30 protein-coding genes are annotated in these 23385 nt (G+C 59.4%); 7 read left to right on the top strand and 23 right to left on the bottom strand.

Translation table 11 applies throughout. From position 1 onward, the window contains the following. Positions 1–106: 106 nt before the first annotated feature. Positions 107–982 carry a tRNA 2-thiocytidine(32) synthetase TtcA gene (ttcA, locus tag ASE94_RS10775; RefSeq protein ID WP_062630396.1) on the top strand — a complete coding sequence of 292 codons (876 nt, stop codon included), beginning with the start codon at positions 107–109 and terminating at the stop codon, positions 980–982. After that, on the top strand, positions 979–1791 hold the full coding sequence (locus ASE94_RS10770; RefSeq protein WP_062630395.1) for an inositol monophosphatase: 813 nt from the start codon (positions 979–981) through the stop codon (positions 1789–1791). Before ttcA ends, ASE94_RS10770 begins: the two co-directional genes overlap by 4 nt. Here ASE94_RS10770 and ASE94_RS10765 read toward each other — a convergent pair. Further along, positions 1781–2983 carry an aminotransferase class V-fold PLP-dependent enzyme gene (locus ASE94_RS10765; RefSeq protein ID WP_062630394.1) on the bottom strand — a complete coding sequence of 401 codons (1203 nt, stop codon included), beginning with the start codon at positions 2981–2983 and terminating at the stop codon, positions 1781–1783. The two genes, ASE94_RS10770 and ASE94_RS10765, sit on opposite strands and share 11 nt — an antisense overlap. Positions 2984–3088: 105 nt before the next feature. Here ASE94_RS10765 and ASE94_RS10760 point away from each other — a divergent pair, with 105 nt between their 5' ends. Genes ASE94_RS10760 through ASE94_RS10750 form a run of 3 tightly spaced genes read left to right on the top strand, consistent with a single transcriptional unit; the run spans position 3089 to position 4409 of the window. Beyond that, entirely contained in the window at positions 3089–3403 is a 315-nt protein-coding gene (locus ASE94_RS10760; protein WP_062630393.1) for a metalloregulator ArsR/SmtB family transcription factor, read from the top strand. Next, positions 3400–3729: an SRPBCC domain-containing protein gene (locus tag ASE94_RS10755; protein WP_062630392.1), complete on the top strand. Its 330-nt coding sequence runs from the start codon at positions 3400–3402 to the stop codon at positions 3727–3729. Before ASE94_RS10760 ends, ASE94_RS10755 begins: the two co-directional genes overlap by 4 nt. Before the next feature lie 50 nt (positions 3730–3779). Then, the gene (locus ASE94_RS10750) at positions 3780–4409 is read left to right on the top strand and encodes an ATP-dependent Clp protease proteolytic subunit (protein ID WP_062630391.1); all 630 of its coding nucleotides are present in this window, start codon (positions 3780–3782) and stop codon (positions 4407–4409) included. A gap of 35 nt (positions 4410–4444) precedes the next feature. On the opposite strand, the gene ASE94_RS10745 is transcribed toward ASE94_RS10750, so the two are convergent. The 16 genes from ASE94_RS10745 to purC all read right to left on the bottom strand — a co-directional run bounded on the left by ASE94_RS10745 (position 4445) and on the right by purC (position 16995). Further along, positions 4445–5701 carry a multidrug effflux MFS transporter gene (locus tag ASE94_RS10745; RefSeq protein ID WP_062630390.1) on the bottom strand — a complete coding sequence of 419 codons (1257 nt, stop codon included), beginning with the start codon at positions 5699–5701 and terminating at the stop codon, positions 4445–4447. Positions 5702–5822: 121 nt separating this feature from the next. Then, positions 5823–7043, bottom strand: coding sequence for an MFS transporter (locus ASE94_RS10740; protein WP_062630389.1), 1221 nt, complete (start codon positions 7041–7043; stop codon positions 5823–5825). 146 nt (positions 7044–7189) lie between these two features. Continuing rightward, positions 7190–7525: a Grx4 family monothiol glutaredoxin gene (grxD, locus tag ASE94_RS10735; protein WP_061911280.1), complete on the bottom strand. Its 336-nt coding sequence runs from the start codon at positions 7523–7525 to the stop codon at positions 7190–7192. Positions 7526–7633: 108 nt separating this feature from the next. Continuing rightward, a complete protein-coding gene (locus ASE94_RS10730; protein WP_062630388.1) occupies positions 7634–8194 on the bottom strand; it encodes a hypothetical protein in 561 nt (186 codons plus the stop codon). Further along, positions 8194–8817: an HAD-IA family hydrolase gene (locus tag ASE94_RS10725; RefSeq protein WP_062630387.1), complete on the bottom strand. Its 624-nt coding sequence runs from the start codon at positions 8815–8817 to the stop codon at positions 8194–8196. The genes ASE94_RS10730 and ASE94_RS10725 overlap by 1 nt, the downstream gene beginning before the upstream one ends. After that, positions 8814–9137, bottom strand: coding sequence for an HIT domain-containing protein (locus ASE94_RS10720; RefSeq protein ID WP_210166234.1), 324 nt, complete (start codon positions 9135–9137; stop codon positions 8814–8816). The genes ASE94_RS10725 and ASE94_RS10720 overlap by 4 nt, the downstream gene beginning before the upstream one ends. 53 nt (positions 9138–9190) lie before the next feature. Next, positions 9191–9505: a DUF6665 family protein gene (locus ASE94_RS10715; protein ID WP_062630385.1), complete on the bottom strand. Its 315-nt coding sequence runs from the start codon at positions 9503–9505 to the stop codon at positions 9191–9193. 5 nt (positions 9506–9510) lie between these two features. Continuing rightward, positions 9511–9744: a BolA family transcriptional regulator gene (locus ASE94_RS10710; protein WP_061911292.1), complete on the bottom strand. Its 234-nt coding sequence runs from the start codon at positions 9742–9744 to the stop codon at positions 9511–9513. Positions 9745–9832: 88 nt separating this feature from the next. Continuing rightward, complete coding sequence (locus ASE94_RS10705) at positions 9833–10426, bottom strand: hypothetical protein (protein ID WP_062630384.1); 594 nt, start codon at positions 10424–10426, stop codon at positions 9833–9835. Between the two features lie 80 nt (positions 10427–10506). Then, positions 10507–12732, bottom strand: coding sequence for a phosphoribosylformylglycinamidine synthase subunit PurL (gene purL / locus ASE94_RS10700; RefSeq protein ID WP_062630383.1), 2226 nt, complete (start codon positions 12730–12732; stop codon positions 10507–10509). Then, positions 12729–13340: a DJ-1/PfpI family protein gene (locus ASE94_RS10695; RefSeq protein ID WP_062630382.1), complete on the bottom strand. Its 612-nt coding sequence runs from the start codon at positions 13338–13340 to the stop codon at positions 12729–12731. Before ASE94_RS10695 ends, purL begins: the two co-directional genes overlap by 4 nt. Positions 13341–13373: 33 nt before the next feature. Beyond that, complete coding sequence (gene purQ, locus ASE94_RS10690) at positions 13374–14042, bottom strand: phosphoribosylformylglycinamidine synthase subunit PurQ (protein ID WP_062630381.1); 669 nt, start codon at positions 14040–14042, stop codon at positions 13374–13376. A 4-nt stretch (positions 14043–14046) separates the two neighbouring features. Further along, the gene (locus tag ASE94_RS10685; RefSeq protein ID WP_062630380.1) at positions 14047–14568 is read right to left on the bottom strand and encodes a hypothetical protein; all 522 of its coding nucleotides are present in this window, start codon (positions 14566–14568) and stop codon (positions 14047–14049) included. 61 nt (positions 14569–14629) lie between these two features. Then, entirely contained in the window at positions 14630–15706 is a 1077-nt protein-coding gene (locus ASE94_RS10680; RefSeq protein ID WP_062630379.1) for an acyltransferase family protein, read from the bottom strand. A gap of 265 nt (positions 15707–15971) precedes the next feature. Then, positions 15972–16214 (bottom strand): phosphoribosylformylglycinamidine synthase subunit PurS, encoded by a 243-nt coding sequence (purS, locus tag ASE94_RS10675; RefSeq protein ID WP_061911306.1) that lies wholly within the window; start codon positions 16212–16214, stop codon positions 15972–15974. A 16-nt stretch (positions 16215–16230) separates the two neighbouring features. Further along, positions 16231–16995, bottom strand: coding sequence for a phosphoribosylaminoimidazolesuccinocarboxamide synthase (purC, locus tag ASE94_RS10670; RefSeq protein ID WP_061911308.1), 765 nt, complete (start codon positions 16993–16995; stop codon positions 16231–16233). 228 nt (positions 16996–17223) lie between these two features. Between purC and ASE94_RS10665 the strand changes: the two genes are divergently transcribed. Next, positions 17224–17547 carry a DUF1476 domain-containing protein gene (locus ASE94_RS10665; RefSeq protein WP_062630465.1) on the top strand — a complete coding sequence of 108 codons (324 nt, stop codon included), beginning with the start codon at positions 17224–17226 and terminating at the stop codon, positions 17545–17547. Between the two features lie 52 nt (positions 17548–17599). Here ASE94_RS10665 and ASE94_RS10660 read toward each other — a convergent pair whose 3' ends face one another. The 6 genes from ASE94_RS10660 to rpe all read right to left on the bottom strand — a co-directional run bounded on the left by ASE94_RS10660 (position 17600) and on the right by rpe (position 21781). After that, complete coding sequence (locus ASE94_RS10660; protein WP_082461169.1) at positions 17600–17905, bottom strand: DUF1344 domain-containing protein; 306 nt, start codon at positions 17903–17905, stop codon at positions 17600–17602. 327 nt (positions 17906–18232) lie between these two features. Continuing rightward, positions 18233–18544, bottom strand: a complete 312-nt coding sequence (locus ASE94_RS10655) for a DUF1344 domain-containing protein (RefSeq protein WP_062630378.1) — start codon at positions 18542–18544, stop codon at positions 18233–18235. 233 nt (positions 18545–18777) lie between these two features. Then, on the bottom strand, positions 18778–19191 hold the full coding sequence (locus ASE94_RS10650; protein WP_062630377.1) for a GNAT family N-acetyltransferase: 414 nt from the start codon (positions 19189–19191) through the stop codon (positions 18778–18780). Beyond that, on the bottom strand, positions 19191–19742 hold the full coding sequence (locus tag ASE94_RS10645; protein ID WP_062630376.1) for an alpha/beta hydrolase: 552 nt from the start codon (positions 19740–19742) through the stop codon (positions 19191–19193). Before ASE94_RS10645 ends, ASE94_RS10650 begins: the two co-directional genes overlap by 1 nt. After that, positions 19739–21070, bottom strand: a complete 1332-nt coding sequence (purB, locus tag ASE94_RS10640; protein ID WP_062630375.1) for an adenylosuccinate lyase — start codon at positions 21068–21070, stop codon at positions 19739–19741. Before purB ends, ASE94_RS10645 begins: the two co-directional genes overlap by 4 nt. 30 nt (positions 21071–21100) lie before the next feature. After that, entirely contained in the window at positions 21101–21781 is a 681-nt protein-coding gene (rpe, locus tag ASE94_RS10635; RefSeq protein WP_062630374.1) for a ribulose-phosphate 3-epimerase, read from the bottom strand. Between the two features lie 200 nt (positions 21782–21981). Between rpe and dgt the strand changes: the two genes are divergently transcribed. Beyond that, positions 21982–23325: a dGTP triphosphohydrolase gene (dgt, locus tag ASE94_RS10630; protein WP_062630373.1), complete on the top strand. Its 1344-nt coding sequence runs from the start codon at positions 21982–21984 to the stop codon at positions 23323–23325. Positions 23326–23385 lie beyond the last annotated feature (60 nt).

Raw genomic sequence — 23385 nt, 5'->3', positions numbered from 1 at the left:
AGGACAGGAAGTTAAGCTTTGGTAAGGTTGAGGCCTGTCGCTTTTGCTTTCCCTGCGCTTCTGCAGGGGGTATCAGCAGGGCGAAGGTTCATATGAGAGATTTGCCATGACCGCGGTGATGGAAGCCCCGACCACGCCGGCTGACGAAAATGAAACTGGTGCGCATCCGATTTTCGCCAAGGCACCGCGTTCGGTCGAGTTCAACAAGCTGCGGAAGCGTCTCATCCGCAACACGCGCGAGGCACTCGAAAAATTCGGGATGGTCCAGCCCGGAGAGAAATGGCTGATTGCGCTTTCGGGCGGAAAGGACAGCTATGGCCTCCTCGCCCTGTTGCTCGATCTCAAGTGGCGCGGCCTGCTGCCGGTGGAGCTCTTGGCCTGCAATCTCGATCAGGGCCAGCCGAACTTTCCCAAGCATATCCTGCCGGAATTCCTTGAAGGATTGGGGATAGAGCATCGCATCGAATATCAGGACACCTATTCGATCGTGACCGACAAGCTGCCGCAGGGCGCGACCTATTGCTCGCTCTGCTCGCGCCTTCGTCGCGGCAATCTCTATCGCATCGCGCGGGAAGAAGGCTGCACGGCGCTGGTGCTAGGTCATCATCGCGATGACAGCCTGGAAACCTTCTTCATGAACATGTTCCATGGCGGCAAGCTCGCGGCGATGCCGGCCAAACTCGTCAACGATGAAGGCGATCTGCAGGTGCTGCGCCCGCTGATCTATTGCGCAGAGGAAGATCTACAGAAGTTTTCCGATGCCATGCAGTTTCCGATCATTCCTTGCGATCTCTGCGGTTCGCAGGATGGGCTCGAGCGCAATGCGATGAAGGCCATGTTGACCGATATCGAAAAGCGTATGCCGGGCCGCAAGGATGTCATGATCCGCGCACTCGGCAATATCAATGCGAGCCACATGCTGGATCCGAAACTCTTTGATTTCGCCAGCCTGACCGTCACCGCAAGGGAAGAAAACGCATGAATATCGAACGGCTTGCCGGCATATTGCGTGAAGCGGCCAAGGCCGAGATCATGCCGCGTTTCCGGCATCTCGACGAGGGCATGGTGCGCAGCAAGACCAATGCGTTCGATCTCGTTACCGAAGCTGACGAGAATGCGGAGCGGGTCATTACGGCGGCGATCAATGCTCATTCGCCCAATACCGTAGTTGTCGGCGAGGAAGCTGTTTCCGCCAATCCGGCGCTGCTCGAAACCAACTTTGCGGATCGCACCGTCATCTATGTCGATCCAGTCGACGGCACCTACAATTTCGCCGCTGGCTTACCGCTCTTTGCCGTGATGGCGGCGGTGGTTGAAAATGGCGAGACCGTTGCCGGCGTCATTTACGACCCAATGGGCGACGATTTCCTGATGACCGAGCGTGGCTGCGGCACTTGGCAGGTGTTTCCCGATGGACGCCGTGTGCGCCAGAAGTTTGCCGAGCCAGCGCCGCTTGCTGAAATGGGTGGCCTGGCTTCAGCCTCGTATCTTCCCGATACCGTGCGCGGCCAGGTGTTGAGCAATCTGGCCAAGGTCAAGATGTTCGCCAACTATCGCTGTGCTGGCCATGAATATCGCATGGCCGCCAGCGGGCATGTCCATTTCCTCATGTATAATAAGCTGATGCCTTGGGACCACGTTGCCGGCGCGCTCATGATGCGCGAAGCCGGTGCGCATGTCGCGCGCCTCGATGGCTCGGAATACAAGGCATGTCACAGCGATGGCGGTCTGCTTATCGCGCCGAGCAAAGAGAGTTGGGACGAACTCCGCCGCGAGGTCTTTACGGTCTAGCCACGTCGCAGAACGCCTTGGCTGCGGCCTCTATCGCGCCATTGCCTCGCGCTATGCCCAGGGCCTCCATGCCCGCTTCGATGCTTGACAGGACGCCGAGCACCATGTGGGCATTAACGTGCCCCATGTGACCGATGCGGAAGAAATCGCCATAGGCTGGCTCGCTGGAGAGAGCCATGCCGAGACCTATGCCCAGTGTGACGCCGGTTTCTTGCTCCATCCAGCGCCGCAGTTTGAGGGCGCCACCATTACCGATGCGCGCTGCGGTGACGGAGTGTCCGCGGGCGGAAGGATCAGCAATATTGAGACCGATATGGGAGTGCCCGGCGCTCCAGGCGTCCAGCGCCGACCACACGCATCTGGCAAGCGTGTGGTGGCGCTGCCAAACATTCTCCAGGCCTTCTTCGTTTAAAATCATATGTAGCGCTTCGCGCATGCCAAAGAGGTGCTGCGTCGGAGCGGTGCCCCCGAAATAGTGCCAAAACTCGGCGCCATCGGTTCGCGGTGACCAATCCCAATAGGGTGTTCTGAGATCGCTCTCTGCGGATCGCTCGCGCGCCTTGTCGGAAAACCAGAGAAAGGCGAGACCCGGTGGCATCATCAGGCCCTTTTGGCTGGCGCCGACGATGACATCGACGCCCCAATCGTCCATGCGCAAGTCGTCGCAGCCGAGGCTCGCGACGGCATCGACGGCAAGGAGAGCAGGGTGCCCGGCGGCATCAATGGCACGGCGGATTGCGGCAATGTCATTCTTCGCTGATGAGGCCGTGTCGACATGCGTGACCATGAGCACCTTGATGTTGTGCGATATGTCGGTCTGCAATCGCTCCGCGATCAAATCCGGATTGGCTGCGCCTGACTTGCCACAATCCATCACCTCAACGTCCACACCCAGTCGTATGGCTGAGCTGGCCCAGCCGGTGCCGAAAAGTCCTGTCGCTACCAGAAGGGCCTTGTCGCCGCGCGAAAAGAGGTTCGCATTCGCGGCCTCCCATGCGCCATGTCCGTTGGCAATATAGATTGCCGCGTTCTGCCTGGTGACTGCGACGCGCCGTAGGTCGGCCATCAGGCCATCCATCATCTCAACCACTTCGCCTTCATAGATATTGGGCGAAGCGCGATGCATGGCGTTCAGCACACGCTCCGGCACGACAGATGGACCGGGGATGGCGAGATAGGTGCGACCTGACATGGCAGATTCCGGAGTGATAGACGCTTCAGCCTAGACTTCCTCGACAAACCCGCAAAGAGCCTTGACCCACTTGCTCGACTCATAAGTCTATGCTTATGTGTGTGCATGAGCGATGCTGAAATATTCAAAGTGCTGGCCGATCCGACCCGCAGGGCAATTCTCGAGCGGCTTTCCGGAGCGGAATTGACAGCCACCGATCTGCGCGATGGCTTCGCCATTTCACAGCCGGCGATGTCGCAGCACATTGCAGTTCTCAAGGGTGCGGGATTGATCAGCGAAAGGCGGGAAGGACGATTCGCCCATTACCGCGTCGATCCCGACGGGTTTGTACCTTTGCACGCATGGCTCGCGCGCTATCGCGATTTCTGGCCGAGCCGGATCCATAATCTCAAGGACCTGCTGCGGGAGATGGACCAATGACCGACAAGGATGAAGCAGTGGTCTTCGAGACCGAGCTCGATGCGCCGCCCGAGAAGGTCTGGCGAGCGCTGACCATCCCCGAATATCTCGAACTTTGGCTCGATCTGCCGTCCAAGACGCACATTTCGATCATCCACACCGATGAGCCGCACAGCGTGACCTATCGGTGGCGAGATCAGGAGGATGGCGCGTCTTCATCCGACAGCGTCGTCACTTTTGAAATCAGCCCGCTTGATAACGGCGGCAGCTATTTCAGGCTAACGCATGCGCCTCTGTCCGTTCCCGCGGCCGACAATAGCAACGAGCCGATGATGCTCGCGGCTTAAGCGCCGCGCTAACCTTACCAATTACACCGAAAACCTCATGGAGGTCGCCGATGCGCGACATGATGCAACTCGTCCCTATGGTCGTCGAACAATCCAGTCGTGGCGAACGCGCCTTAGACATCTATTCTCGGCTGCTCCGGGAGCGGATCATTTTCGTAAATGGCCAGATCGAGGACAACATGGCCTCGTTGATCTGTGCCCAATTGCTGTTTCTGGAAGCAGAGGCGCCGACCAAGCCGATCTACATGTATATCAATTCACCCGGTGGCGTCGTAACCGCGTGTCTCTCGATGTACGATACCATGCAGTTTATCAAGGCACCGGTCGGTACACTGTGTATGGGCATGGCAGCATCAGCCGCGACAATCATTCTGGCTGCGGGTGAGCCGGGTCATCGCGCATCGTTGCCCAGCACCTCAATCATGTTGCACCAACCCTCGGGCGGTTTTCAGGGCAAGGTGACGGACATCCTGATCCATGCAGAGGAAAGCCTGCGACTCAAACGCCTGACGAATAATATCTATGCCCGCCATTGTGGACGAACATATGAGGAAGTCGAGCTGGCCCTAGAGCGCGACCGCTATATGACTCCCGAAGATGCCAAGGCCTGGGGGTTGATCGACCACGTCTACGCCGATCGTGCCGAGCTTTCCTTCCCGCCCGTAGATTCTCTCGCGTAAGAAAAAAGCCACCCGTTTTGCGGGTGGCTTGGTTTTTAGTGCGCGTCCATGATGGGCGCGGCCTCGCCGTGGCTATATTGCTCACCGACGCCGAACAGCCGGCCCTTCTCTGCAACGAGAATGCAGATCAGGGTCAGTACGCCCATGCTGAAATAGCCTGCCGCCACCGGCACGGTGGTGCCATCGAACATCTGCCCGACATAGCTACCGATCAAGGCGCCGCCAACGGTCTGGATAAAGCCGAAGACCGATGCTGCCGTACCGGCGACGGCGCCCAGCGGTTCCATGGACAGCGAATTCATGTTCGACGCAGCCCAGCCGAAGCAGAACATGACCACGCAAAGGAGGCCGAAGAAAACCCAGAATGGCACATAGCCGGCAAGCGAAAGCGCCAACAGAACCGCCGAAGCGAGGGTGTAGACCACCATCGCACCATGGGAGAGGCGACGCATGCCGAGGCTGCGCACGATGCGCGAGTTGGTGAAGGATGACACGGCCATCAGGCCTGCCACTGCAGCAAATGCCACGGGGAAGTAGACGCCGAGGCCGTAGATATCGACGTAGATCTGCTGTGCCGAACTGATGAAGCCAAAGAGTGCGCCGAAAAGGAAAGTGCCCGCGAGCCCATAAGAGAAGGCTACGCGATTGGTCACGACGATCTTGAAGCCTTGAATGATCCCCGAAAAGCTGAGGGGACGACGTTTCTCGGCAGGCAGCGTCTCAGGCAGGCGGAAATAGGTCCAGCTCCAAAAGACCAGAGCAAGCAGGCCCATGAAGATGAAGATCATCTGCCAAGGCCCGGTCAGCAACAGGATTTGACCAATGCCGGGCGCGACGATTGGAATCGCCATGAAGACCATGAATGTGAGCGACATGACTTCGGCCATTTCGCGGCCCTGATACCGGTCCCGTACCACGGCGGTGGCGATGACGCGCACGCTCGCTGCACCCATGCCCTGCACGAAGCGGAGCGCGAGAAGCGCGGCAAAGCTTGGCGCGAAGGCTGCGGCGATCACAGCGATGATGTAGACGCCGATGCCAGCAAGCAGCGGCGCCCGGCGGCCAAAACGGTCGGTCAATGGACCAAAGGCAAGCTGCGCGATGCCCATGCCGAGCATGTAGAACGACACGACGAACTGGCGCTCGTTCTCGCTGACGATATTGAGCGCTTCGCCCATATAGGGCAGCGCAGGAAGCATAACGTCGACGGCGAGCGCATTCAGCGCCATGAGGGCCGCGATAAGGGCAATGAATTCCGGGCGCGAGAGCACCCGATTAACGTGATCAGACATGAGAATTGCTCAGTAAGGAGGGGCTCGCCCAGAAGACGGCGGCGCAATAATTGGCCGGAACATGAACCTGTCCGGCCGGGTTGGCAAGCTTTTATCGGTAAAAAACGATAGTTGCTATGGGTTAAGCGGGTTGGATCCTGAAACTCGAAACGCTGCGCTCGTTGATCGGCAGATGCAGCGCTGCGGATGCGAGACCCAGAATGATACCGAGATACCAGACGAGGCTATAAGATCCGGTCTGGTCATAGACAACGCCGCCCAACCAGACGCCGACGAACGACCCGAGCTGGTGGCTGAAGAAGGCGACGCCGTAGAGCATGCCCATATAGCGCGGCCCGAAGAACAGGGTAACGAGGCCCGCCGTCAGCGGCACGGTTGAGAGCCAAAGCAGGCCCATTGCTGCCGCGAACGTATAGGCGGTGACTTCCGTAACCGGGAACAGCAGGAACGCTGCGATCGCAATCGCGCGCAGGAAGTAAATAGTCGCGAGCAGGATTTGCTTGGGCAGGCGCGAGCCCAACCAGCCTGAAAGCAGCGAGCCGGCGATGTTGAATAGGCCGATCACCGCAATGGTCCAGCTTCCGACTTCCGGCGACAGGCCGCACTGCACGAGGTAGGCGGGCATGTGGACATTTATGAACGCCAGATGGAAGCCGCAAACGAAGAAGCCGATGACCAAGAGCCTGTATGACCCATGGCCCCAGGCCTGCGACAGCGCTTGCATGAAAGGCATGTCGGCTTCGCCGGGCGTGCTGACGCTCCGACCCCGTAATGCGGCGGATAGTGGGATGATCAGCAGGAGGAGCAGAGCAATCCACACGAGCGCCATCTGCCAGCCGAAAGCGGAAATGAAGCCCTGACCGAGCGGCGCAAAAATGAACTGGCCAGCCGAGGAGGCAGCGGTGGCAATGCCGAAGACGAAGCTGCGCTTTTCCGCGGGAACGACGCGGCCGAAGGCGGCCATCACGACACCGAACGAGGCGACTGCGATGCCTGTGCCGGTTACGATACCTGCGGTCAGGGTCAGGCTCACGACGTCGGTCGAAAACGACATGCCGAGCACGCCGAGCGCATAGATCAGGCCGCCGACGGCAAGGACACGGCCTGTGCCATAGCGATCCGCAAAGCCGCCGGCGAACGGCTGTGCTATGCCCCAGACTAGGTTCTGTACCGCCATGGCCATTGCCCATTGCTCGCGCGATAGGCCAAGGTCTTCCGTCGCCGGCAGGGTGAACAACCCAAAGGCCCCGCGCGTCCCAAAACCAATCGCGGCAATGATGCACCCCGCGATGATGACCAGCGGCAGCGGAACGACGGGACGAGCGGAGGCGGGAGAGGTCATGGCAACACCTGAGCGAGTCCGCAGAGATTACGCCGCTACCGCCATCACGCAAAACGATATTGCGGAATGGCTTCGATCAGATTTGGTGATGCCACGAAAGCGAAAGCACCGCACTATGGCGGGGCTTTCAGCATAATTCTGTCGACTTAGGCGCTCTGCTTTACCGGGATGCCAGCCTGCTGCATGTGCGTCTGCAATTCGCCCGACTGGAACATTTCGCGGGCAATATCGGCGCCACCGACAAACTCGCCCTTCACATAAAGCTGCGGGATGGTTGGCCAGTTGGAATAGGCCTTGATGCCGTCGCGCAGTTCGGGGCTTTCGAGCACGTTGGCGCTGTCATAATCGACGCCGAGGTAATTCAGGATCTGAACAACCTGGCCGGAGAAGCCGCACTGCGGAAAATCTGGGGTGCCCTTCATAAAGAGGAACACGTCGTTGTTCTTCACCTTCTCGTCGATAAAGGCGTTGATGTCGGTCATGGGAGGAGCCTTTCAGTGAACCGGTTTCAAGGGCCGGGTGAACTCGCGCTTTAAATAGGACAGGACTGCGGCAGTGTCGAGATCACCGCCTCAACTCGCCCACTATTGTTACTGTGTCGCGCTGCAGCGCTTTTCGCCGGTCGACTTAACCTCGCCCGAAGCAATGTCGAACACTTGTTCTTCGGCAATAACCGCGCCAAGCCCATTGGAGGTAAAATCCTCAAACTGCGGGCAATTGTCCGCCGTGCCCGGCTCGCCGCGCATCCAATAGGTCACCGCGTCGTCGCTGACGATGATCTCATCGTCGGCAGCTTCATCCACGACCGTTTGGTGCTCGGCGAGGTCCATGATGACGATATTGCCGTCCGGTCCGGTCGATCGGGTCAGAACTAAGTACTTGCCTGCAAGACCCTCAAACCAGAGCGGCTGGCCATCGGGCCAACCTGCCTGACCCAGGGGATTGATGACAAAGTCCGTCTCCCGCTCCACATATTCGCATTTGATCTTACCGCGCGCAGGCGCGCGCGCGAGGATTTCCATGCCCGCACTATCGGTCCGGTCTTGCGCAATGACGAGGAACTGGTCGTTCTGAAAACACTGAGCCTCCTGCGCCATTGCCGGCGCAGCAAAGAGGAACGGCATCAATGCGAGAGCTTGACTGAGGCGCATCAAAGTCTGTCCTTGATCCAAGGGTGCAGGCGGAAGTCGTTGTTGCTGGTGAAGAGCACCGATTCCCAACCGAAATTGCAGGCGCCTTCTACCACTTTTTGCGTATCGTCGAAAAACAGCGGAATTTCGGTCTGCGGGCCCATTCGTGCTGCAGCGAATTCAAAGAACGCGGCCATCGGCTTCATTGCCCTGGCACGGGCCGAATAGAACATATCGTCGAACAACTCGCCCAGTCCAAGAGTCTGCCATAGCCATTGGGCCCGCATATGATCTTGGTTTGTTGCGAGGTAGAGCTTGATATCGCTTCTGGCTTTGAGTCTGCGGATGTCCGCGAGCAGTTCTTCATTGGGAAAACTGTTTCGTGCCGCCCAATGCTGCGCGAAGGCGATCGCGGAGCCCTTGTAGCCAAATGACGAGAGCCGCCGGTCAAGCGCGTCGACGAGAGCAGTTTGCCCGACGACCACCTTCTTGATGAAAATGTCGTAGATAAACTCGTCGCGAAATCGAACGGGGTCGATGCCGAGATCGATCAGAAACTTTCCTTCCCAGGTCTTCCCATCAGGCCGCGCGTGATAGCCATGAACGAGCACGCCATCGACGTCGAAGATGATCGAGCGTGTCACCGCTTGAGCGCTTCCTTGAACGCATTCCTGATGCCATTGCCATCCAGTGGCTCGCCCGCGAACCGTGGAATGACATGGAGGTGGGTATGGAAGACATGCTGTCCACCGACCGATCCGACATTCCAGCCGAGCGTAAAACCGTCGGGCTTTTGGTCGCCATAGTGATCGCGTGTGGCCGCGAGCGCGGCGTTGAAATCACTCCACTCGTCAGGAGACATCTCGAAAGGGCTTTCGCTATGCCGATGCGGCACGATCATGCTGGCGAGGGGCAGATCTGGATCGCGGCTCGCCAGAAGATAGAAATGCTCGGTCTCAAGCAAAGGCGCGTCGATCAGGAGCCCATTTTCTCGACAGAAGCGGCAACCGGCCACTCTCATCGAGATTTTGGGGGCGTCGCGCCGAGACCGTTCAGCACGTTTGCCGGAATTCTTAGATCGCGAATGACGTCGCCGTGCTGACGAAAACCCATGAGCTCGCGCTGAACGAAATAAGACCAGACAGCGTCTCTGGCTTCGTAGAGGGCCTTGTCCGTGCCAGTCTCGAGCACGGCTAGGCTCTTGATGACCCGTGCTTCGGCCGCGCCGATCGAATTGGCGCGTTCGGCCATGATCTCGTGGTCGAGGGCCGCCGTTCCAGCTTCCGGCCGCACCATGCGAATGAGATCAAGCGAGTCGCGCAGCCCGGACATCGGCTCTATTCGGGGATGCCGGTTTGCAGTGCCAGAGCGTGCAGAGCGCCGCCCATGTCTCCCTGAAGAGCTGCATAGACGAGCTGATGCTGCTGGACACGGCTTTTGCCGCGGAAAGCTTCAGAGACGACCTTGGCGGCATAGTGATCACCGTCGCCGGCCAGATCGCGAATCTCGATATCGGCATCGGGCAGGGCGGCCTTGATGCGGCGCTCGATCTCGTGGGCGTCCATTGGCATGTTCAGTCTCCCCGTCGTTTTCGGTTCGCCGTGGCCGGCGCATGTCCTTGATATGGCATGCGGAAGGGGCGGCTTCAATATCGCCGGACTATTGAGGCGGGGCTTGTTCGGTCTCGGGCGTCGCGCCGACGCAACAATCGGCGTCCGAACGGGTCGAGAAATTGGCGATGATGAATTCGACGGCCGGTCGTACCTGCTCGGCGACTGACGTCGCGTAGATACAGTCGAGCGAATAGCCGCGGCTTTGGGCCACGGTCTCGCTATGAACCAGCGTGATCGGCACGCCCATGGAGGAGCTTTCGCTCGTGCCTTCGTAATAAAGCGCGGTGGCGTCCTGATAATTCTTGGTGCCGGTTTCCCCGAGCGTGAAGCCGGGGAATGTCTCTACCCAGGCTTCGGTAATAGCAGATGCGTCTAGCGCAGCGACGGCGGCTTCAGCGGACCAATCGGCATCTTCTACCGGCACGACGCTCAGGTCGCACTGCAAGGGCGCATTCGGGTGGTTGATGGTCAGCGGTTCGCCCGCGCCGCCGGTGGCCACCATGGCTTCCGGGTAGATGAGAGTGTAGGGCTGGTCAGGGAATATCGAGCGCGTGACGTTTATGGTCTGGGCGTAGCTCGTTGCCGGCAGCGCCACCGCGCTCATACTGACCACGATCGCCAAAAGCCGCTTCGAATTCATCACCTGCTCCAAAAACAACGCGCCACCCTTTGGCGGACCAAAGGGTGGCGATCATATGGCATCCGCAATCAATAGGCAGATCAGCCGTTCATATAGTTGGGGAACCAGCCTTCGTGCGCCTGGGTCAATTCCGCCAGCGAAACCGCGCGGGCCTTGCCGAGAACGAGTTCGGTGCCGCCCGTGGTGCCGATCCAGGGCGCCTCGATGCCGAGAGTTTTGGCTTCGGCCCAAAGTGCCGCGATCTTTTCGCCCTGCGGGTCGAGATTGAGCGTCACGAGATAGCGGCCCTGGTCCTCGCCGAAATACTGGAGGACTGGATCATGATCTTCGATGTCAGTTACCGTCGCACCGATACCGCCAGCAATGGCCATTTCGGCCAATGCTACGCCGAGGCCGCCATCGGAGAGATCGTGGCATGCCGTAACAACGCCCGAACGGATGAGCGTGCGGACGAAGTCGCCGGTCTTGCGTTCGGCCGAAAGGTCGACATGCGGAGCATCGCCGTCGCGACGATCGAACAGGTCGCGCAGATAGATAGACTGGCCGAGGTGGGTGCCACGCTCAGCAGGGCCGCCAATGAGGAGGATTGGCTGGCTCACAGCTGCAAAGCCAATGCGCACGCTCTTCTGCCAATCTGGCAGGAGGCCAACGCCACCGATAGTCGGGGTCGGCAGAATGCCGCGGCCATTGGTTTCGTTGTAGAGCGAGACATTGCCCGAAACGATCGGGAAGTCGAGTGCACGGCAGGCATCACCAATACCGCCCACAGCTTTCACAAGCTGGCCCATGATTTCCGGGCGTTCGGGATTGCCGAAATTGAGATTGTCGGTCGCTGCCAGCGGTTCTGCACCGGTAGCGGTGAGGTTACGCCAGCATTCGGCCACGGCCTGTTTGCCGCCCTCATAGGGGTTGGCTTCGCAATAACGTGGATTGACGTCCGAGGTGAAGGCAAGGCCCTTGGTCTCGTGACCCAGCACGCGGATCACGCCCGCGTCGCCGCCGGGGCGCTGAATGCTATTGCCTTGAATCAGGGTGTCATACTGCTCGTAGACCCAGCGGCGGGAGGAGCATTGATGACCGCCAACCAGTTTGAGCAGCGCATCGGCCACGTCCATTTGCGGGACGTCATCGGCGGCTAGTGCGGCCGGGACTTTCGGTTCAACCCAAGGACGATCATATTCTGGCGCTTCGTCGCCGAGTTCCTTGATCGGCAGATTGGCGACTTCCTCGCCCTGCCAAAGCACACGGAAACGCAGGTCATCGGTTGTCTTGCCGACGGTGGCGAAATCCAGTTCCCACTTCTCGAACACGGCGCGGGCTGCTGCTTCCTTATCAGGATGCAGCACCATGAGCATGCGCTCCTGGCTTTCCGACAGCATCATTTCATATGCCGTCATCGCCGTTTCGCGCACCGGCACCTTGTCGAGATCAAGCTCGATGCCAAGATCGCCCTTGGCGCCCATTTCGACGGCAGAGCAGGTCAGGCCGGCAGCGCCCATGTCCTGAATGGCGATCACGGCGCCGGTCTGCATTAGTTCCAGACAGGCTTCGAGCAGGCGCTTTTCGGTGAAGGGGTCACCAACCTGCACTGTCGGACGCTTTTCCTCTATATCGTCGCCGAACTCGGCCGAGGCCATGGTGGCGCCGCCGACGCCATCGCGGCCGGTTTTGGCGCCGAGGTAAACGACAGGTAGGCCGACGCCTTCGGCCTTAGAGTAGAAGATCTTATCGGTGTCGGCCAAGCCAGCGGCAAATGCGTTGACGAGGTTGTTGCCGTTGTAGCGCGCATCGAATTCGACTTCGCCGGCCACGGTAGGCACGCCAAAAGCATTGCCATAGCCGCCAACCCCGGCAACGACGCCATTGACGAGGTGTCGGGTCTTTTCGTGCTCGGGCGCACCAAAGCGCAGCGCGTTCATCGCCGCCACAGGGCGTGCGCCCATGGTGAAGACGTCGCGCAGAATGCCGCCCACGCCCGTCGCCGCGCCCTGGTACGGCTCGATGAAGCTCGGGTGGTTATGCGATTCCATCTTGAAGACGACCGCCTGACCATCGCCGATATCGACCACACCGGCATTTTCGCCTGGGCCCTGGATGACGCGTGGGCCTGTGGTCGGCAGCGTGCGCAGCCATTTCTTCGAGCTTTTATAGGAGCAGTGCTCGTTCCACATCGCCGAGAAGATACCGAGCTCGGTATAAGTTGGCTCGCGACCGATCAGGTCGAGGATCTTCTGGTATTCATCCGGCTTCAGCCCATGGTCGGCGACCAGCTGCGGGGTGATGGCGATGTCGTTGGCAAGAGTCATCGGGTCGTTCCGTAGGGGGGCTCGGGATAGTATTCGAGAGCGCGCTGCACTTCTCGTGCGGTATCGTGGCCGAAGAGATGGCCCACGAACCAAAGAGACATGTCGATACCGGCCGACACGCCTCCGCTTGTTACGACACTTCCGTGACGCACATAGCGTTCGTCTGTCGTGAAGTAAGCTCTTCGAGCCATGCTGCGCACCCAGTCGATGGCATTATGGTTCGTTGTTGCGCGCTTCCCATCAAGGAACCCGGTTTGGCCCAACAGCGCAGCGCCGCTGCATACAGAGGCCTGCCAGGTCGCTGCTGCGAGATAATCTCGGAGGGTGTCAATAAACGCATCGTCCATAATGACATGTGGGACACCATCACCGCCGGGAACGATCACGAGATCGGCGCGGGGCGCGTCGGTAAAATCGAAATCTGCCTCAACCTTGAGGCCTTTAGCACACGTCACGGATCTCTCCGGCCAGGCGACGGTGAAGGGATGGACAGGTGCGCCGATATGTTTGGCTCGGGTAAAAACGGACCACGGGCCCACGAAGTCCAGTTCCTCGACGTCCGGAAAGACAACTATAGCCAGTTGAAGGGGATGATCTTGGTCAACCATGCTGCACTCCTGGCGGTCTTGCGAGCCGCGCTATCAGGCTGCCTTATTGAGAAGGGTAGCGAAAAGAGCCCGGCCGTCATCGCCGCCATGGGCACTTTCGATGAGATTTTCCGGATGCGGCATCAAGCCAAGCACGTTCTTTTCGGCGTTGAGAATGCCGGCAATATTGTTGATGGACCCGTTTGGATTGGTGCCCTCGGCATAGCGGAATGCGACGCGTCCATCGCCCTCGATGCGCGCGAGCGTTTCCGCATCGGCGAAATAGTTGCCGTCGTGATGAGCGACGGGGCAGCGGATGATCTGGCCCTTGGCGTAACCACGCGTGAACGCGTTGTCCGTGTTCGTCACCTCGAGCTTGACCTCGCGGCAGACGAATTTCAGCGATGTGTTGCGCATTAGCGCGCCCGGCAGAAGCCCGGCTTCGATCAGGATCTGGAAGCCGTTGCAGACGCCCAGAACTTTTACGCCTTTGGCGGCACGTTCGCGCACTTTGTCCATCATCGGCGAGCGCGCGGCGATCGCGCCGCAACGCAGATAATCGCCATAGGAAAAACCGCCGGGAATGACGATCAGGTCGACATCTGGAATATCGGCATCCTGGTGCCAGACGACTGCCGGCTCGGCGCCTCCGATCTTGGTCAGCGCGGCGATCATGTCGCGGTCGCGGTTGAGCCCGGGGAAGACGAGAACGGCAGCTTTCATCAGGTCACCTGAAGGTCTGGGGTGCAGCGGCGGAATAGGCTTTCTCCGCGACGTTGTCCACCACGGTTTGATCCGCGCCGTAAACTCTAATCACCAATTGTTTGCCGTCACTCCACAGCTGATAGGTGGTGGAGCAGTCGCCGGTCGCAATTTTGGCGTTGGTCTTGAACCCGACCGCAGGTCCAAACTCTATCTCCTCGGTCCCGAAATATTCGGATTCACCACCAAGAGATTGCGCGTTGGCTTTGCCGAGTTCCGTATAAGTCTCAGTCGTGGTCTCACCAGACCGGACACGGCCGCCGGTGCCGTCATCGTTGTGAACCTTGATTTCGAGCACCACCATGCCGCCCTCACAACTACCACAAATGCCGATATAGGCGCCTTCACGAACACCGGCGATCCAGTCGGGCGGCGCGACGCCATCGATCGTCAGCGTTTCGAATGTGGGATTGAGAAATTCGGCATGGGCGGCCACCGGCGTGAGAAGGACGGGCAGGGCGGCGAGGCAGGCAAGGAGAGGACGCATCGGCAGGGCTCCATCTTGGGTGCCCCGCCAGCCTAGCGAACGGATTTGGCTACTTCGTGACCTATTCGGCTGGAATGGCCTGCGGATTCGGCGTGGTCGAATTGCCGGTACCCGGCAAATGGGCCCACGCCGGGCGTTCGAAGAGGAATTTGCCAAAGCCGGTCTTTTCGGTCAGCCACCACAGAATGAGCGGCGAGCCGATGGCGATGGTCATGATGATGAGGCTGACCAGATTCGGTTCCTCGATACCGAGTGCGAGGAGGATAGTGCGGGCGATGCCCATGGGCAGCACAAAGGCAACATAGACCACCAGCGACTTGGCACCCATCCAGCGCAGCCAGTTCATCCATGGCAGTCTTACAAGCAATGCAGAGGCGATGCAGATCGCAATAGCACCGGCAATGGCCGCCAGCAGGTGAACGCCGGGCAGGGCGCCCCATCCCATTTGAATGTGGACGGGATCAAGCCGGAAGCCGGGTGTGAAAACCAGCACCGCGTTGACCACTGCCCAAGCCGCCAGGACACCGAGCGCTGCGCCGACATTTTGGCCTGCCCAATCTGCCAGGCGGAAAATTGCTGGGGCAAAGACGTAGCCGGCGTAGAAATAGACGAAATAGGCGCAGAACTGGTCGATGAGATAGCTGCCGGTATGGACTGAAGCCATCTGCAGCACCGCACCGACGCCCAGCACCAACCAATGCGGGAGCTTGGCCTGATGCACGAGCTTACTGACCAGCCCAAAGACGGCCAGCATGTAGATGAACCACAGCACGCCATAGGGCTCGATCACTGCCCAGGCGAGAAAGTTTAGTGCGCCGCCTGGATCGCGGCCGACCAGCGCCACCTTGAAGATGATGTGGATGATCGCCCAGAGGACGTAGAAATAGAGATAATGGACCACCCGGCGATCGGCATAGGCCCGCCATGGTCTATCGATCACTTGGCTCAGGAACAGGCCCGAGATCAGGAAGAATTCCGGCATGCGGAAGGGCATGGCGAAGGCGATCGTCCAATGGAGGAACCCGGTTTGACCCGTATCCTCGCCGACGCTCGACGCGCAATACATGATGACGACCAGAAAAATGGACAGGCCCTTGGCCATATCCACCCAATCGAGCCTCTGCTTACTCAAGCCCATAACCGCATTCCCCGCATGATGACGGGTGCAGATTAGCGTATCCCTTCGACCAGCCGGTTAAACCGGTCGGTGGGTTTGGAAGCATTTGCCGGCTTGGTAATTAATGCCCTAAAGCCGGTCAGACCGGCACAGGCACCGAGGCATAGGCCGCAAAAAGCAGGCCGATGGAGGCGAAGAACAAGACCGAAAGAGCAATTTGGGTTTTACGCATGATGGTACTGTCCTGCGCCAAATGGGGCGCGCCAGTTGTTATCGCAATTAAGCGTTAATTAGAGATTTCGATCTGGTAGTTTTCGATCACGGTATTGGCGAGAAGCTTCTCGCACATGCCGGTCAACTGGGTCCGGGCGGCAGCCTCATCGGTGCCATCGAGAACCAGATCAAAAACCTTGCCCTGGCGAACGCCGGAGACGCCGCCAAAGCCGAGGGAGGACAATGAGCCTTCGATGGCTTGGCCCTGCGGATCGAGAACGCCATTCTTGAGCGTGACAGTGACGCGCGCTTTCATGAGCTTTTCCCGAAAATTACTGGACGAGGCGCGGACCGGTGGTCAGCGCATTGTCGTTTTCAACCAGGATGCCGAGGCGCTGGGCCACTTCGCGATAGCTTTCGACGAGACCGCCGAGATTTTCGCGGAATCTGTCCTTGTCGAGCTTGTTGCGGGTCTTGATGTCCCAGAGGCGGCAATTGTCCGGGCTGATTTCGTCAGCCAGCACGATGCGCATGAGATCGCCTTCATAAAGGCGCCCGCATTCGATCTTGAAATCGACGAGCTGGATGCCGACGCCCATGAAGAGGCCGGTCAGGAAGTCGTTGACGCGGATCGCAAGGCTCATGATGTCGTCGAGCTCGGCCGGGGTTGCCCAACCGAAGGCCGTGATGTGCTCTTCAGAAACCATCGGGTCGCCGAGCGCATCGTCCTTATAGCAGAATTCAATGATCGAGCGCGGCAGTTGCGTACCCGTCTCGAGGCCAAGGCGCTTGACCAGCGAACCCGCCGCGAAATTGCGTACGATGATTTCGAGCGGGATGATCTCGACTTCCTTGATCAACTGCTCGCGCATATTGATGCGGCGCAGGAAGTGCGTCGGGATGCCCATGGCATTGAGCTTGGTGAACACGAATTCCGAGATTCGGTTGTTCAACACGCCCTTGCCGTCGATCACTTCATGCCGGGCGCCGTTTCCGGCGGTGGCATCGTCCTTGAAATACTGGACCAGAGTGCCGGGCTCAGGACCCTCAAAAAGGATCTTTGCCTTGCCCTCGTAGATTTTGCGTCGACGATTCATGAGGTTTCCGCTGCCGTGAAAAAGCGCACCGTTTAGGCGCGCTTCATGCGCTAGAACCAAGCGGAATTGCAAGCGCTTTCATGGGGGCCAACGTCTTGGGGCACCGGACTGTTGCCTCCGTCACACAAGGTCGCATGGCCTTCCATGCCGTTGATTTGCTTGTCTCGACCGCCTATGTCGGTCTTGAGACGCCGGAATTCCGGCACGTTGGTCAACATGGGAGAGATCATGAGCGCGTTCGACGACCGTCAGAAGGGCCAGGAAGCCAAATTTGCCTTTGATTCTGAAAAGAAGTTCAAGGCCGAAGCCCGCCGCAACAAGCTGCTCGGCGTTTGGGCCGCAGAACTGATGAGCCTCACCGGCGACGACGCCAAGGCCTATGCGGCCGAAGTCGTTGCTGCCGATTTTGAAGAGGCCGGCGACGAAGACGTGTTCCGCAAGGTGTCGGGCGATCTCAAGGCTAAGGGCATTTCGGTCGGCGACGACGTGATTCGCCAGAAGATGTCGACGCTGGTCGCGGTTGCCAATGAACAGATCGCCTCCGAAGGCTGATCGTCAGGCTTAAAAAATAAGGAGCCGACCATGGCCGGCTCCTTGGACTAGACTAGCCGATCGTTACTCGGGTCGCTTCATAGGCGCGGCCATTCATCTTCCACTGCACGGTAACCTTTTCACCCGCCTTGAGGCCGGGGGCCTTGAAGGTGGTCGGCAGTTGGTAGGTCTTCCCATCCGCAAGGGTCAGCGTGTGTGCCTTGAGGTCGATCGACTTCACGGTGCTCGAAATCGACTGCTCAGCCTGTGCCGAGACGGCCGGCTTGGCAGCCGGAGCCATCGCCGTGGCGGCGAATGCGCCGCTGGCTGGGGCTGCGACGAGCAGGGCAACAAAGAGCGGTGCGATATATTTGCGCATGATGGTCTCCATGAGACTGGCCGATGCGCGGCCATAAAAGTCGGCTTTCAGGGGTCGTCGCGTCGCGGGATCCTTCGTTTCCCGCCGGCGGCTCCAAACCGACGAGAACTGGTTTATGCCCGGCCAATCGGCTTCTCAAGTTAAGAAGATTTAATTCTGCGGCTCCAGATTCCGCCTAAATTTCAGTGAGTTAGGCGACATTTCGGTAAATCAGCGTCGGTCTAGAGCCGTTCTAACATCCCGTGCTGATTGACCATAACGAAAAGGCCGCCCGGATGCCGGACGGCCTTTGTGCAAGGAAAGAGTGGGGAGATTTCTCCCCTTCGATTAGCCGACGTCGATCGCGGTCACATCGTGGCTCGAGCCGTTCTGCTTGTAGTGCACGGTCACCTTTTCACCCGATTTCACATCAGGGAACTTGGTATTGAGCGGCAGGAAGTACCAGCTACCATCCGCGAGCTCGAGGGAACGAGCCGTCAGGTTGAAGCTCTTCACGGTGCCATTGATAGATTGGTCCGCGGAGGTCGATGCAGACGCTGCGGGCTTGGCAGCGGGAGCCATGGCCGTAGCGGCAAAGGCACCACTTGCCGGTGCGGCAACGAGCAAAGCGAGAAAGAGTGGAGCGACGAACTTGCGCATGAAATGTCTCCATGAGACGGGCCGATGCGCGGCCATAAGTCGGTTTTCAGGGGTCGTCGCGTCGCGGGTCCTTCGTTCCCGCCGGCGGCTCCAAACCGACGAGCACTGGTCTAGGCCTGGCCACGCTGGTTCTCAAGTTAAGAAGATTTAATTCCCGAACGCCAGATTCCGCCTGATTTTCAGGAAGTTAGGCGGAAAACGGGCAAATCGGCGTCGAACTGGAGCTGTTCTAATCAGGGTCGGATGACCATGGCCATGCCAATCGACTTCGGCATGACTGGTTCGAAGCCGTATTTGGCATAGAGATGCTTGGCGTCGCCATCGGCCACGAGGCTCACATAGGCGCTCGATGGCGCGTCGCTTTGCAAGCGCGCGACCAGAGCTGTCATGATCACCTTGCCGAGGCCCTTGCCCTGATGCTCAGGCTCGACGGCCATATCAACGATCTGAAAAGCCGTGCCGCCATCGCCGATGACGCGACCCATTGCGACAGGTCGTCCGTCGAAAATGAAGTGGACGCCATACCACGTGTTGGGCAGACCGGCTTCAGCGCCGGCACGCGTCTTGGGACTAAGCCCCGATACGACTCGCAAGCGGAGGTAGTCCTCGACGTCGGGCGACTGTTCGATAAGCGTGTAGCCGTCCATCACAGCCGCTGCATCAGGCGGGTGAACATCATCAGTCCTTCGGGCCAAGGGCCATGGCCGGACTGCACATTGATATGCCCGGCATCTCCAGCCTGATGAAAATCCGATCCCCAAGCCGCAGCATAGTCTGCAGCGCGCTCCAAAGAACAATAGGGGTCGGTGTCCGAAATCACGAGCAACGACGGAAAGGGCAGGGGATCGCGCGACACGGGTGCAAATGCCGTTGCTTCTTCCGGCACGCTGGCATTGAGCTCAATGTCAGGGGGCGAGACGAGCAACGCGCCCTTCACGCGCCCTTCGGGAAACCGTGACGCCGCTTGCGCAAGCGCAATGCACGCAAGCGAATGGGCGACAAAGACCACAGGCCGATTGGCCAATTCGACAGCCTTGACGATCGTATCGACCCAATGCTCCGGATCGGGCTCGTCCCATTCGGCCTGCTCGACGATGCCGGCGGTCGACATCTTCTCGGCCCAACGCACCTGCCAATGGCCCGGCCCCACAGCACCAAGCCCAGGCAGAATCAGGATATCGGTTTCAGCAATTCTCATGCGCCGAAGACCCGCGAGAAAATCGTGTCGACATGCTTGAGATGGTAGGCGTCATCGAACATGTCGTCGATCTGCGCATCTGACAGCGTTACCGCCGGATCGCCCTTGAGGTTCTGCGCGAAAAGGCCTGCACGATCGCCGCGATGTTCCCAAACCTTCATGGCATTGCGCTGTACGGCCGAATAGGAATCTTCGCGGCTGTAACCAGCCTGGGTCAGTGCAAGCAACACCCGCTGCGAATTGTGGAGGCCGCCGAGCAGGTCGAGGTTTTTCCGCATGTTCTCCGGATAGACGACCAGCTTGTCGATAACGCCAGTGAGGCGCGCGAGCGCGAAATCGAGCGTGATCGTCGCATCGGGGCCAATCATGCGCTCGACCGAGGAGTGAGAAATATCGCGCTCATGCCAGAGGGCCACGTTTTCCAGCGCCGGGGTCACCATGCCGCGCACCAGACGCGCAAGCCCGGTCAGGTTTTCGGTAAGCACCGGGTTACGCTTGTGCGGCATGGCCGACGAGCCCTTTTGACCCGGCGAGAAGTATTCTTCGGCCTCCAGCACTTCCGTGCGCTGTAGGTGGCGGATCTCGACGGCAACGCGCTCGATCGATGAAGCGATGACGCCAAGGGTCGCAAAGAACATGGCGTGACGATCGCGCGGGATGACCTGGGTCGAGACTGGCTCGATCGAAAGGCCCAGCTTTTCAGCCACATATTCTTCGACCTGCGGGTCGATATTGGCGAAGGTGCCGATGGCGCCGGAAATGGCGCAGGTGGCGATCTCGTCGCGCGCTGCCACAAGCCGGGCGCGATTGCGCGAAAACTCGGCATAGGCCTCGGCGAGCTTCACGCCGAAGGTCGTCGGCTCGGCATGGATACCGTGGCTGCGGCCGATGGTGATCGTGTGCTTGTGCTCCATCGCGCGACGCTTCAGCGCCTCGAGCAGAGCATCGATATCGGCGAGCAGGATGTTGGCGGCGCGCTTCATCTGCACCGAGAGCGTCGTATCGAGGATATCTGAAGAGGTCATGCCCTGATGCACGAAGCGGGCATCCGGGCCGACGATCTCAGAGAGGTGCGTCAGGAACGCGATGACATCGTGCTTGGTCGTGCGCTCGATCTCGTCGATGCGCTCGACGTCGAACCCGTAGTCGCCCATCTCCGCCTTGCGGGCGTTCATCACGTTCCAGATCTTGTCGGCACTTTCTTTGGGCACGACACAGAGCTCGGCGAGTTTGCTTGTCGCGTGGGCCTCGATTTCGAACCAGATAGCGAAGCGGGTTTCGGCCGACCAGTTGGCCACCATTTCGGGACGGGAATAGCGCGGGATCATGGACTTAGCCCTAAAAGGTCAGAAGTGGAGTCAGGCGATGCGGCTCGTTGCCGCCTCGCGGATAGCCGCGAGGCGGCCGGCATAGGTTGCGGGGTCATTGCCGCCATAAATCGACGAACCGGCAACCAAAACATTGGCCCCCGCATCGACCACGGCGCGGGCATTTTCAGCGGTTATACCGCCATCGACCTCTAGGTCGATATCGCGCCCGCCGATCAGTGCCTTGGCCTGGCGGATCTTGTTGATCGATTCTGGGATAAAACTCTGGCCGCCGAAGCCGGGATTGACGCTCATGATCAGCACGAGATCAACGTCGTCGATGACATGCTGGATGGCCGAAACGGGTGTCGCTGGATTGAGCGCCACGCCGGCTTTCTTGCCGAGGCCCCGAATGGCCTGCAGGCTGCGATGGAGGTGCGGGCCAGCCTCTGCATGTACCGTGATGATATCGGCGCCGCCTGCCGCAAAATCGGCGAGATAGGGGTCGACCGGCGAAATCATCAGGTGCACGTCGAACACCTTATCGGTCACGCCACGGATCGATTTCATGATCGGCGCGCCGAAGCTGATATTGGGGACGAAGTGGCCATCCATCACGTCGACATGGATATAATCCGCACCGGCCGCGACGATGGCTGAGACCTCATCCCCGAGCCGCGAAAAATCGGCGGAGAGGATCGACGGAGCGATGCGAAGAGGACGGGCCGGCATGAAGGCACCTCAGCGACAGATCATATTCAGGTATTCGGTCTGGCTATAGGGCGGTCACGGCGCGGGGGCAAGTGCAGTCTCCGAGCTTGCCCATATCGCTCGCCACACGTGCATAGCTGTTGAAAAGACCGTGCTTCGCCGGGACTCCGCCATGGTTGGCAGTTCATATCCAGTGTCGCTTGTCTGCGTGAGGACCAGTCATGGAATGGAACCGCCTGATTTCCGAGGAACGTCTCGGGGACAAGAAGACTGCGTCGCAGGCGAGCCGGTCCATTTTCGTGCAAGACCACGACCGCATCGTCTTTTCCGCCCCCTTCCGCCGCCTCGCCAACAAGACGCAGGTGCAGCCGCTTTATGAGCACGACCATGTTCATCATCGGCTCATCCATTCCATCGAGGTCAGCAGCGTTGGCCGATCGCTTGCCATGCGCATTGGCCAGTGGTTGGTCGGGCAGGGGCTGATCAGTCCCGGCGACGAGCATGCCCTCGCCAATATCGTCCAGGCCGCCAGCGTCGCCCATGACATAGGCAATCCGCCATTCGGCCATTCCGGCGAAGATGCGATGGGCTCCTGGTTTGCCGAGCAGTTCGCGGCAAGCAAAGGGATAGCCCGCGAGGTCGATGGAGCGATCCAACCAGAGTTCATTGCCTTTGAAGGCAATGCCCAAGGCTTTCGCATCCTGACGCGCCTCGAAATGCGCCGCAACGACGGCGGCATGCGGCTCTCAAAGGCAACGCTCGGTGCCTTCATGAAGTATCCGGTGACCGCGAGGACACGCGCCGCGCTCAAGGCAAGCGGCGAGATGAGCTATGTCGGCCTCAAGAAATTCGGTTTCTTCAGCAGCGAGGAGACATTGTTTGAGGATGTCGCGACCACGCTTGGCTTGCCCGAAGAGCGCATCGGCGAGCAGAAATGGTGGCGTCGCCATCCGCTGGTCTACGTCGTCGAGGCTGCAGACGATATCTGCTACAATATCGTCGATATCGAAGATGCCTTCACCACCGGCGAACTCTCCTACAAGGAAGTCGTCACGATCCTGGTCAAGGTTGCAAAGCCGCGCGACGAAAGCGCTGGCGATCGGAGCCAGGCCGAACATGTCGCCATGCTGCGCGCCATGGCCATCGGTCAGGCAATCGAAAGCTGCGTCAAAGCCTTTATCGACAACCACGCGGCGATCATGGACGGCACATTTTCCGGCTCGCTGACTGAGGTTTGCGAAATGGGTGAGATGTTCACCGACATGCGCCAATTGTCCAACGACCACATTTTTACCGCTCGTCGCAAAACTGAACTGGAAGTCTCCGGCCGTCGCATCATCAACAATGTCATGTCCGGCATTCTGCCCGTTTATGAAGATCTCGCCGCCGTCGGCTGGCAGCCAGAAAGCCTTGGCTCTCGCTCCCAACAACTGGTGCGGGCGCTCGATCTCGACCTGCGCAATCTGACCACACCGGCCGAGGCACTCCACGCGCTAGCCGATTACACGTCCGGCATGACGGACCGTTACGCACTTCGCATTTCCAAAATGCTCTCAGGCCATTAGTCCTCACATCGGCGCGATGCGACGGTAAGGCAGATTGCTTTACGGCGCTGCCGCGCTAGA

This window comes from Devosia sp. Leaf64, from assembly GCF_001421945.1.
In the GTDB taxonomy this organism is placed as follows: domain Bacteria; phylum Pseudomonadota; class Alphaproteobacteria; order Rhizobiales; family Devosiaceae; genus Devosia.
The sequence above is the reverse complement of the archived record's forward strand: the minus strand, read 5'-3'. Positions and strand labels throughout refer to the sequence as shown.

Bases quoted from the DNA above. Each gene is read 5' to 3' on its own strand.
- ASE94_RS10750 (WP_062630391.1), top strand. From the start codon at position 3,780: ATGCGCGACATGATGCAACTCGTCCCTATGGTCGTCGAACAATCCAGT.
- ASE94_RS10660 (WP_082461169.1), bottom strand. From the start codon at position 17,905: ATGCGCAAATATATCGCACCGCTCTTTGTTGCCCTGCTCGTCGCAGCC.
- ASE94_RS10705 (WP_062630384.1), bottom strand. From the start codon at position 10,426: ATGAATTCGAAGCGGCTTTTGGCGATCGTGGTCAGTATGAGCGCGGTG.
- ASE94_RS10695 (WP_062630382.1), bottom strand. From the start codon at position 13,340: ATGGTTGACCAAGATCATCCCCTTCAACTGGCTATAGTTGTCTTTCCG.
- purQ (WP_062630381.1), bottom strand. From the start codon at position 14,042: ATGAAAGCTGCCGTTCTCGTCTTCCCCGGGCTCAACCGCGACCGCGAC.
- purL (WP_062630383.1), bottom strand. From the start codon at position 12,732: ATGACTCTTGCCAACGACATCGCCATCACCCCGCAGCTGGTCGCCGAC.
- ASE94_RS10685 (WP_062630380.1), bottom strand. From the start codon at position 14,568: ATGCGTCCTCTCCTTGCCTGCCTCGCCGCCCTGCCCGTCCTTCTCACG.
- ASE94_RS10765 (WP_062630394.1), bottom strand. From the start codon at position 2,983: ATGTCAGGTCGCACCTATCTCGCCATCCCCGGTCCATCTGTCGTGCCG.
- ASE94_RS10770 (WP_062630395.1), top strand. From the start codon at position 979: ATGAATATCGAACGGCTTGCCGGCATATTGCGTGAAGCGGCCAAGGCC.
- purS (WP_061911306.1), bottom strand. From the start codon at position 16,214: ATGAAAGCGCGCGTCACTGTCACGCTCAAGAATGGCGTTCTCGATCCG.
- ttcA (WP_062630396.1), top strand. From the start codon at position 107: ATGACCGCGGTGATGGAAGCCCCGACCACGCCGGCTGACGAAAATGAA.
- ASE94_RS10655 (WP_062630378.1), bottom strand. From the start codon at position 18,544: ATGCGCAAGTTCGTCGCTCCACTCTTTCTCGCTTTGCTCGTTGCCGCA.
- ASE94_RS10710 (WP_061911292.1), bottom strand. From the start codon at position 9,744: ATGCCAATGGACGCCCACGAGATCGAGCGCCGCATCAAGGCCGCCCTG.
- ASE94_RS10645 (WP_062630376.1), bottom strand. From the start codon at position 19,742: ATGAGAATTGCTGAAACCGATATCCTGATTCTGCCTGGGCTTGGTGCT.
- purB (WP_062630375.1), bottom strand. From the start codon at position 21,070: ATGATCCCGCGCTATTCCCGTCCCGAAATGGTGGCCAACTGGTCGGCC.
- ASE94_RS10665 (WP_062630465.1), top strand. From the start codon at position 17,224: ATGAGCGCGTTCGACGACCGTCAGAAGGGCCAGGAAGCCAAATTTGCC.
- dgt (WP_062630373.1), top strand. From the start codon at position 21,982: ATGGAATGGAACCGCCTGATTTCCGAGGAACGTCTCGGGGACAAGAAG.
- ASE94_RS10680 (WP_062630379.1), bottom strand. From the start codon at position 15,706: ATGGGCTTGAGTAAGCAGAGGCTCGATTGGGTGGATATGGCCAAGGGC.
- ASE94_RS10755 (WP_062630392.1), top strand. From the start codon at position 3,400: ATGACCGACAAGGATGAAGCAGTGGTCTTCGAGACCGAGCTCGATGCG.
- ASE94_RS10740 (WP_062630389.1), bottom strand. From the start codon at position 7,043: ATGACCTCTCCCGCCTCCGCTCGTCCCGTCGTTCCGCTGCCGCTGGTC.
- purC (WP_061911308.1), bottom strand. From the start codon at position 16,995: ATGAATCGTCGACGCAAAATCTACGAGGGCAAGGCAAAGATCCTTTTT.
- ASE94_RS10650 (WP_062630377.1), bottom strand. From the start codon at position 19,191: ATGGACGGCTACACGCTTATCGAACAGTCGCCCGACGTCGAGGACTAC.
- ASE94_RS10760 (WP_062630393.1), top strand. From the start codon at position 3,089: ATGAGCGATGCTGAAATATTCAAAGTGCTGGCCGATCCGACCCGCAGG.
- ASE94_RS10730 (WP_062630388.1), bottom strand. From the start codon at position 8,194: ATGCGCCTCAGTCAAGCTCTCGCATTGATGCCGTTCCTCTTTGCTGCG.
- ASE94_RS10715 (WP_062630385.1), bottom strand. From the start codon at position 9,505: ATGTCCGGGCTGCGCGACTCGCTTGATCTCATTCGCATGGTGCGGCCG.
- ASE94_RS10745 (WP_062630390.1), bottom strand. From the start codon at position 5,701: ATGTCTGATCACGTTAATCGGGTGCTCTCGCGCCCGGAATTCATTGCC.
- rpe (WP_062630374.1), bottom strand. From the start codon at position 21,781: ATGCCGGCCCGTCCTCTTCGCATCGCTCCGTCGATCCTCTCCGCCGAT.
- grxD (WP_061911280.1), bottom strand. From the start codon at position 7,525: ATGACCGACATCAACGCCTTTATCGACGAGAAGGTGAAGAACAACGAC.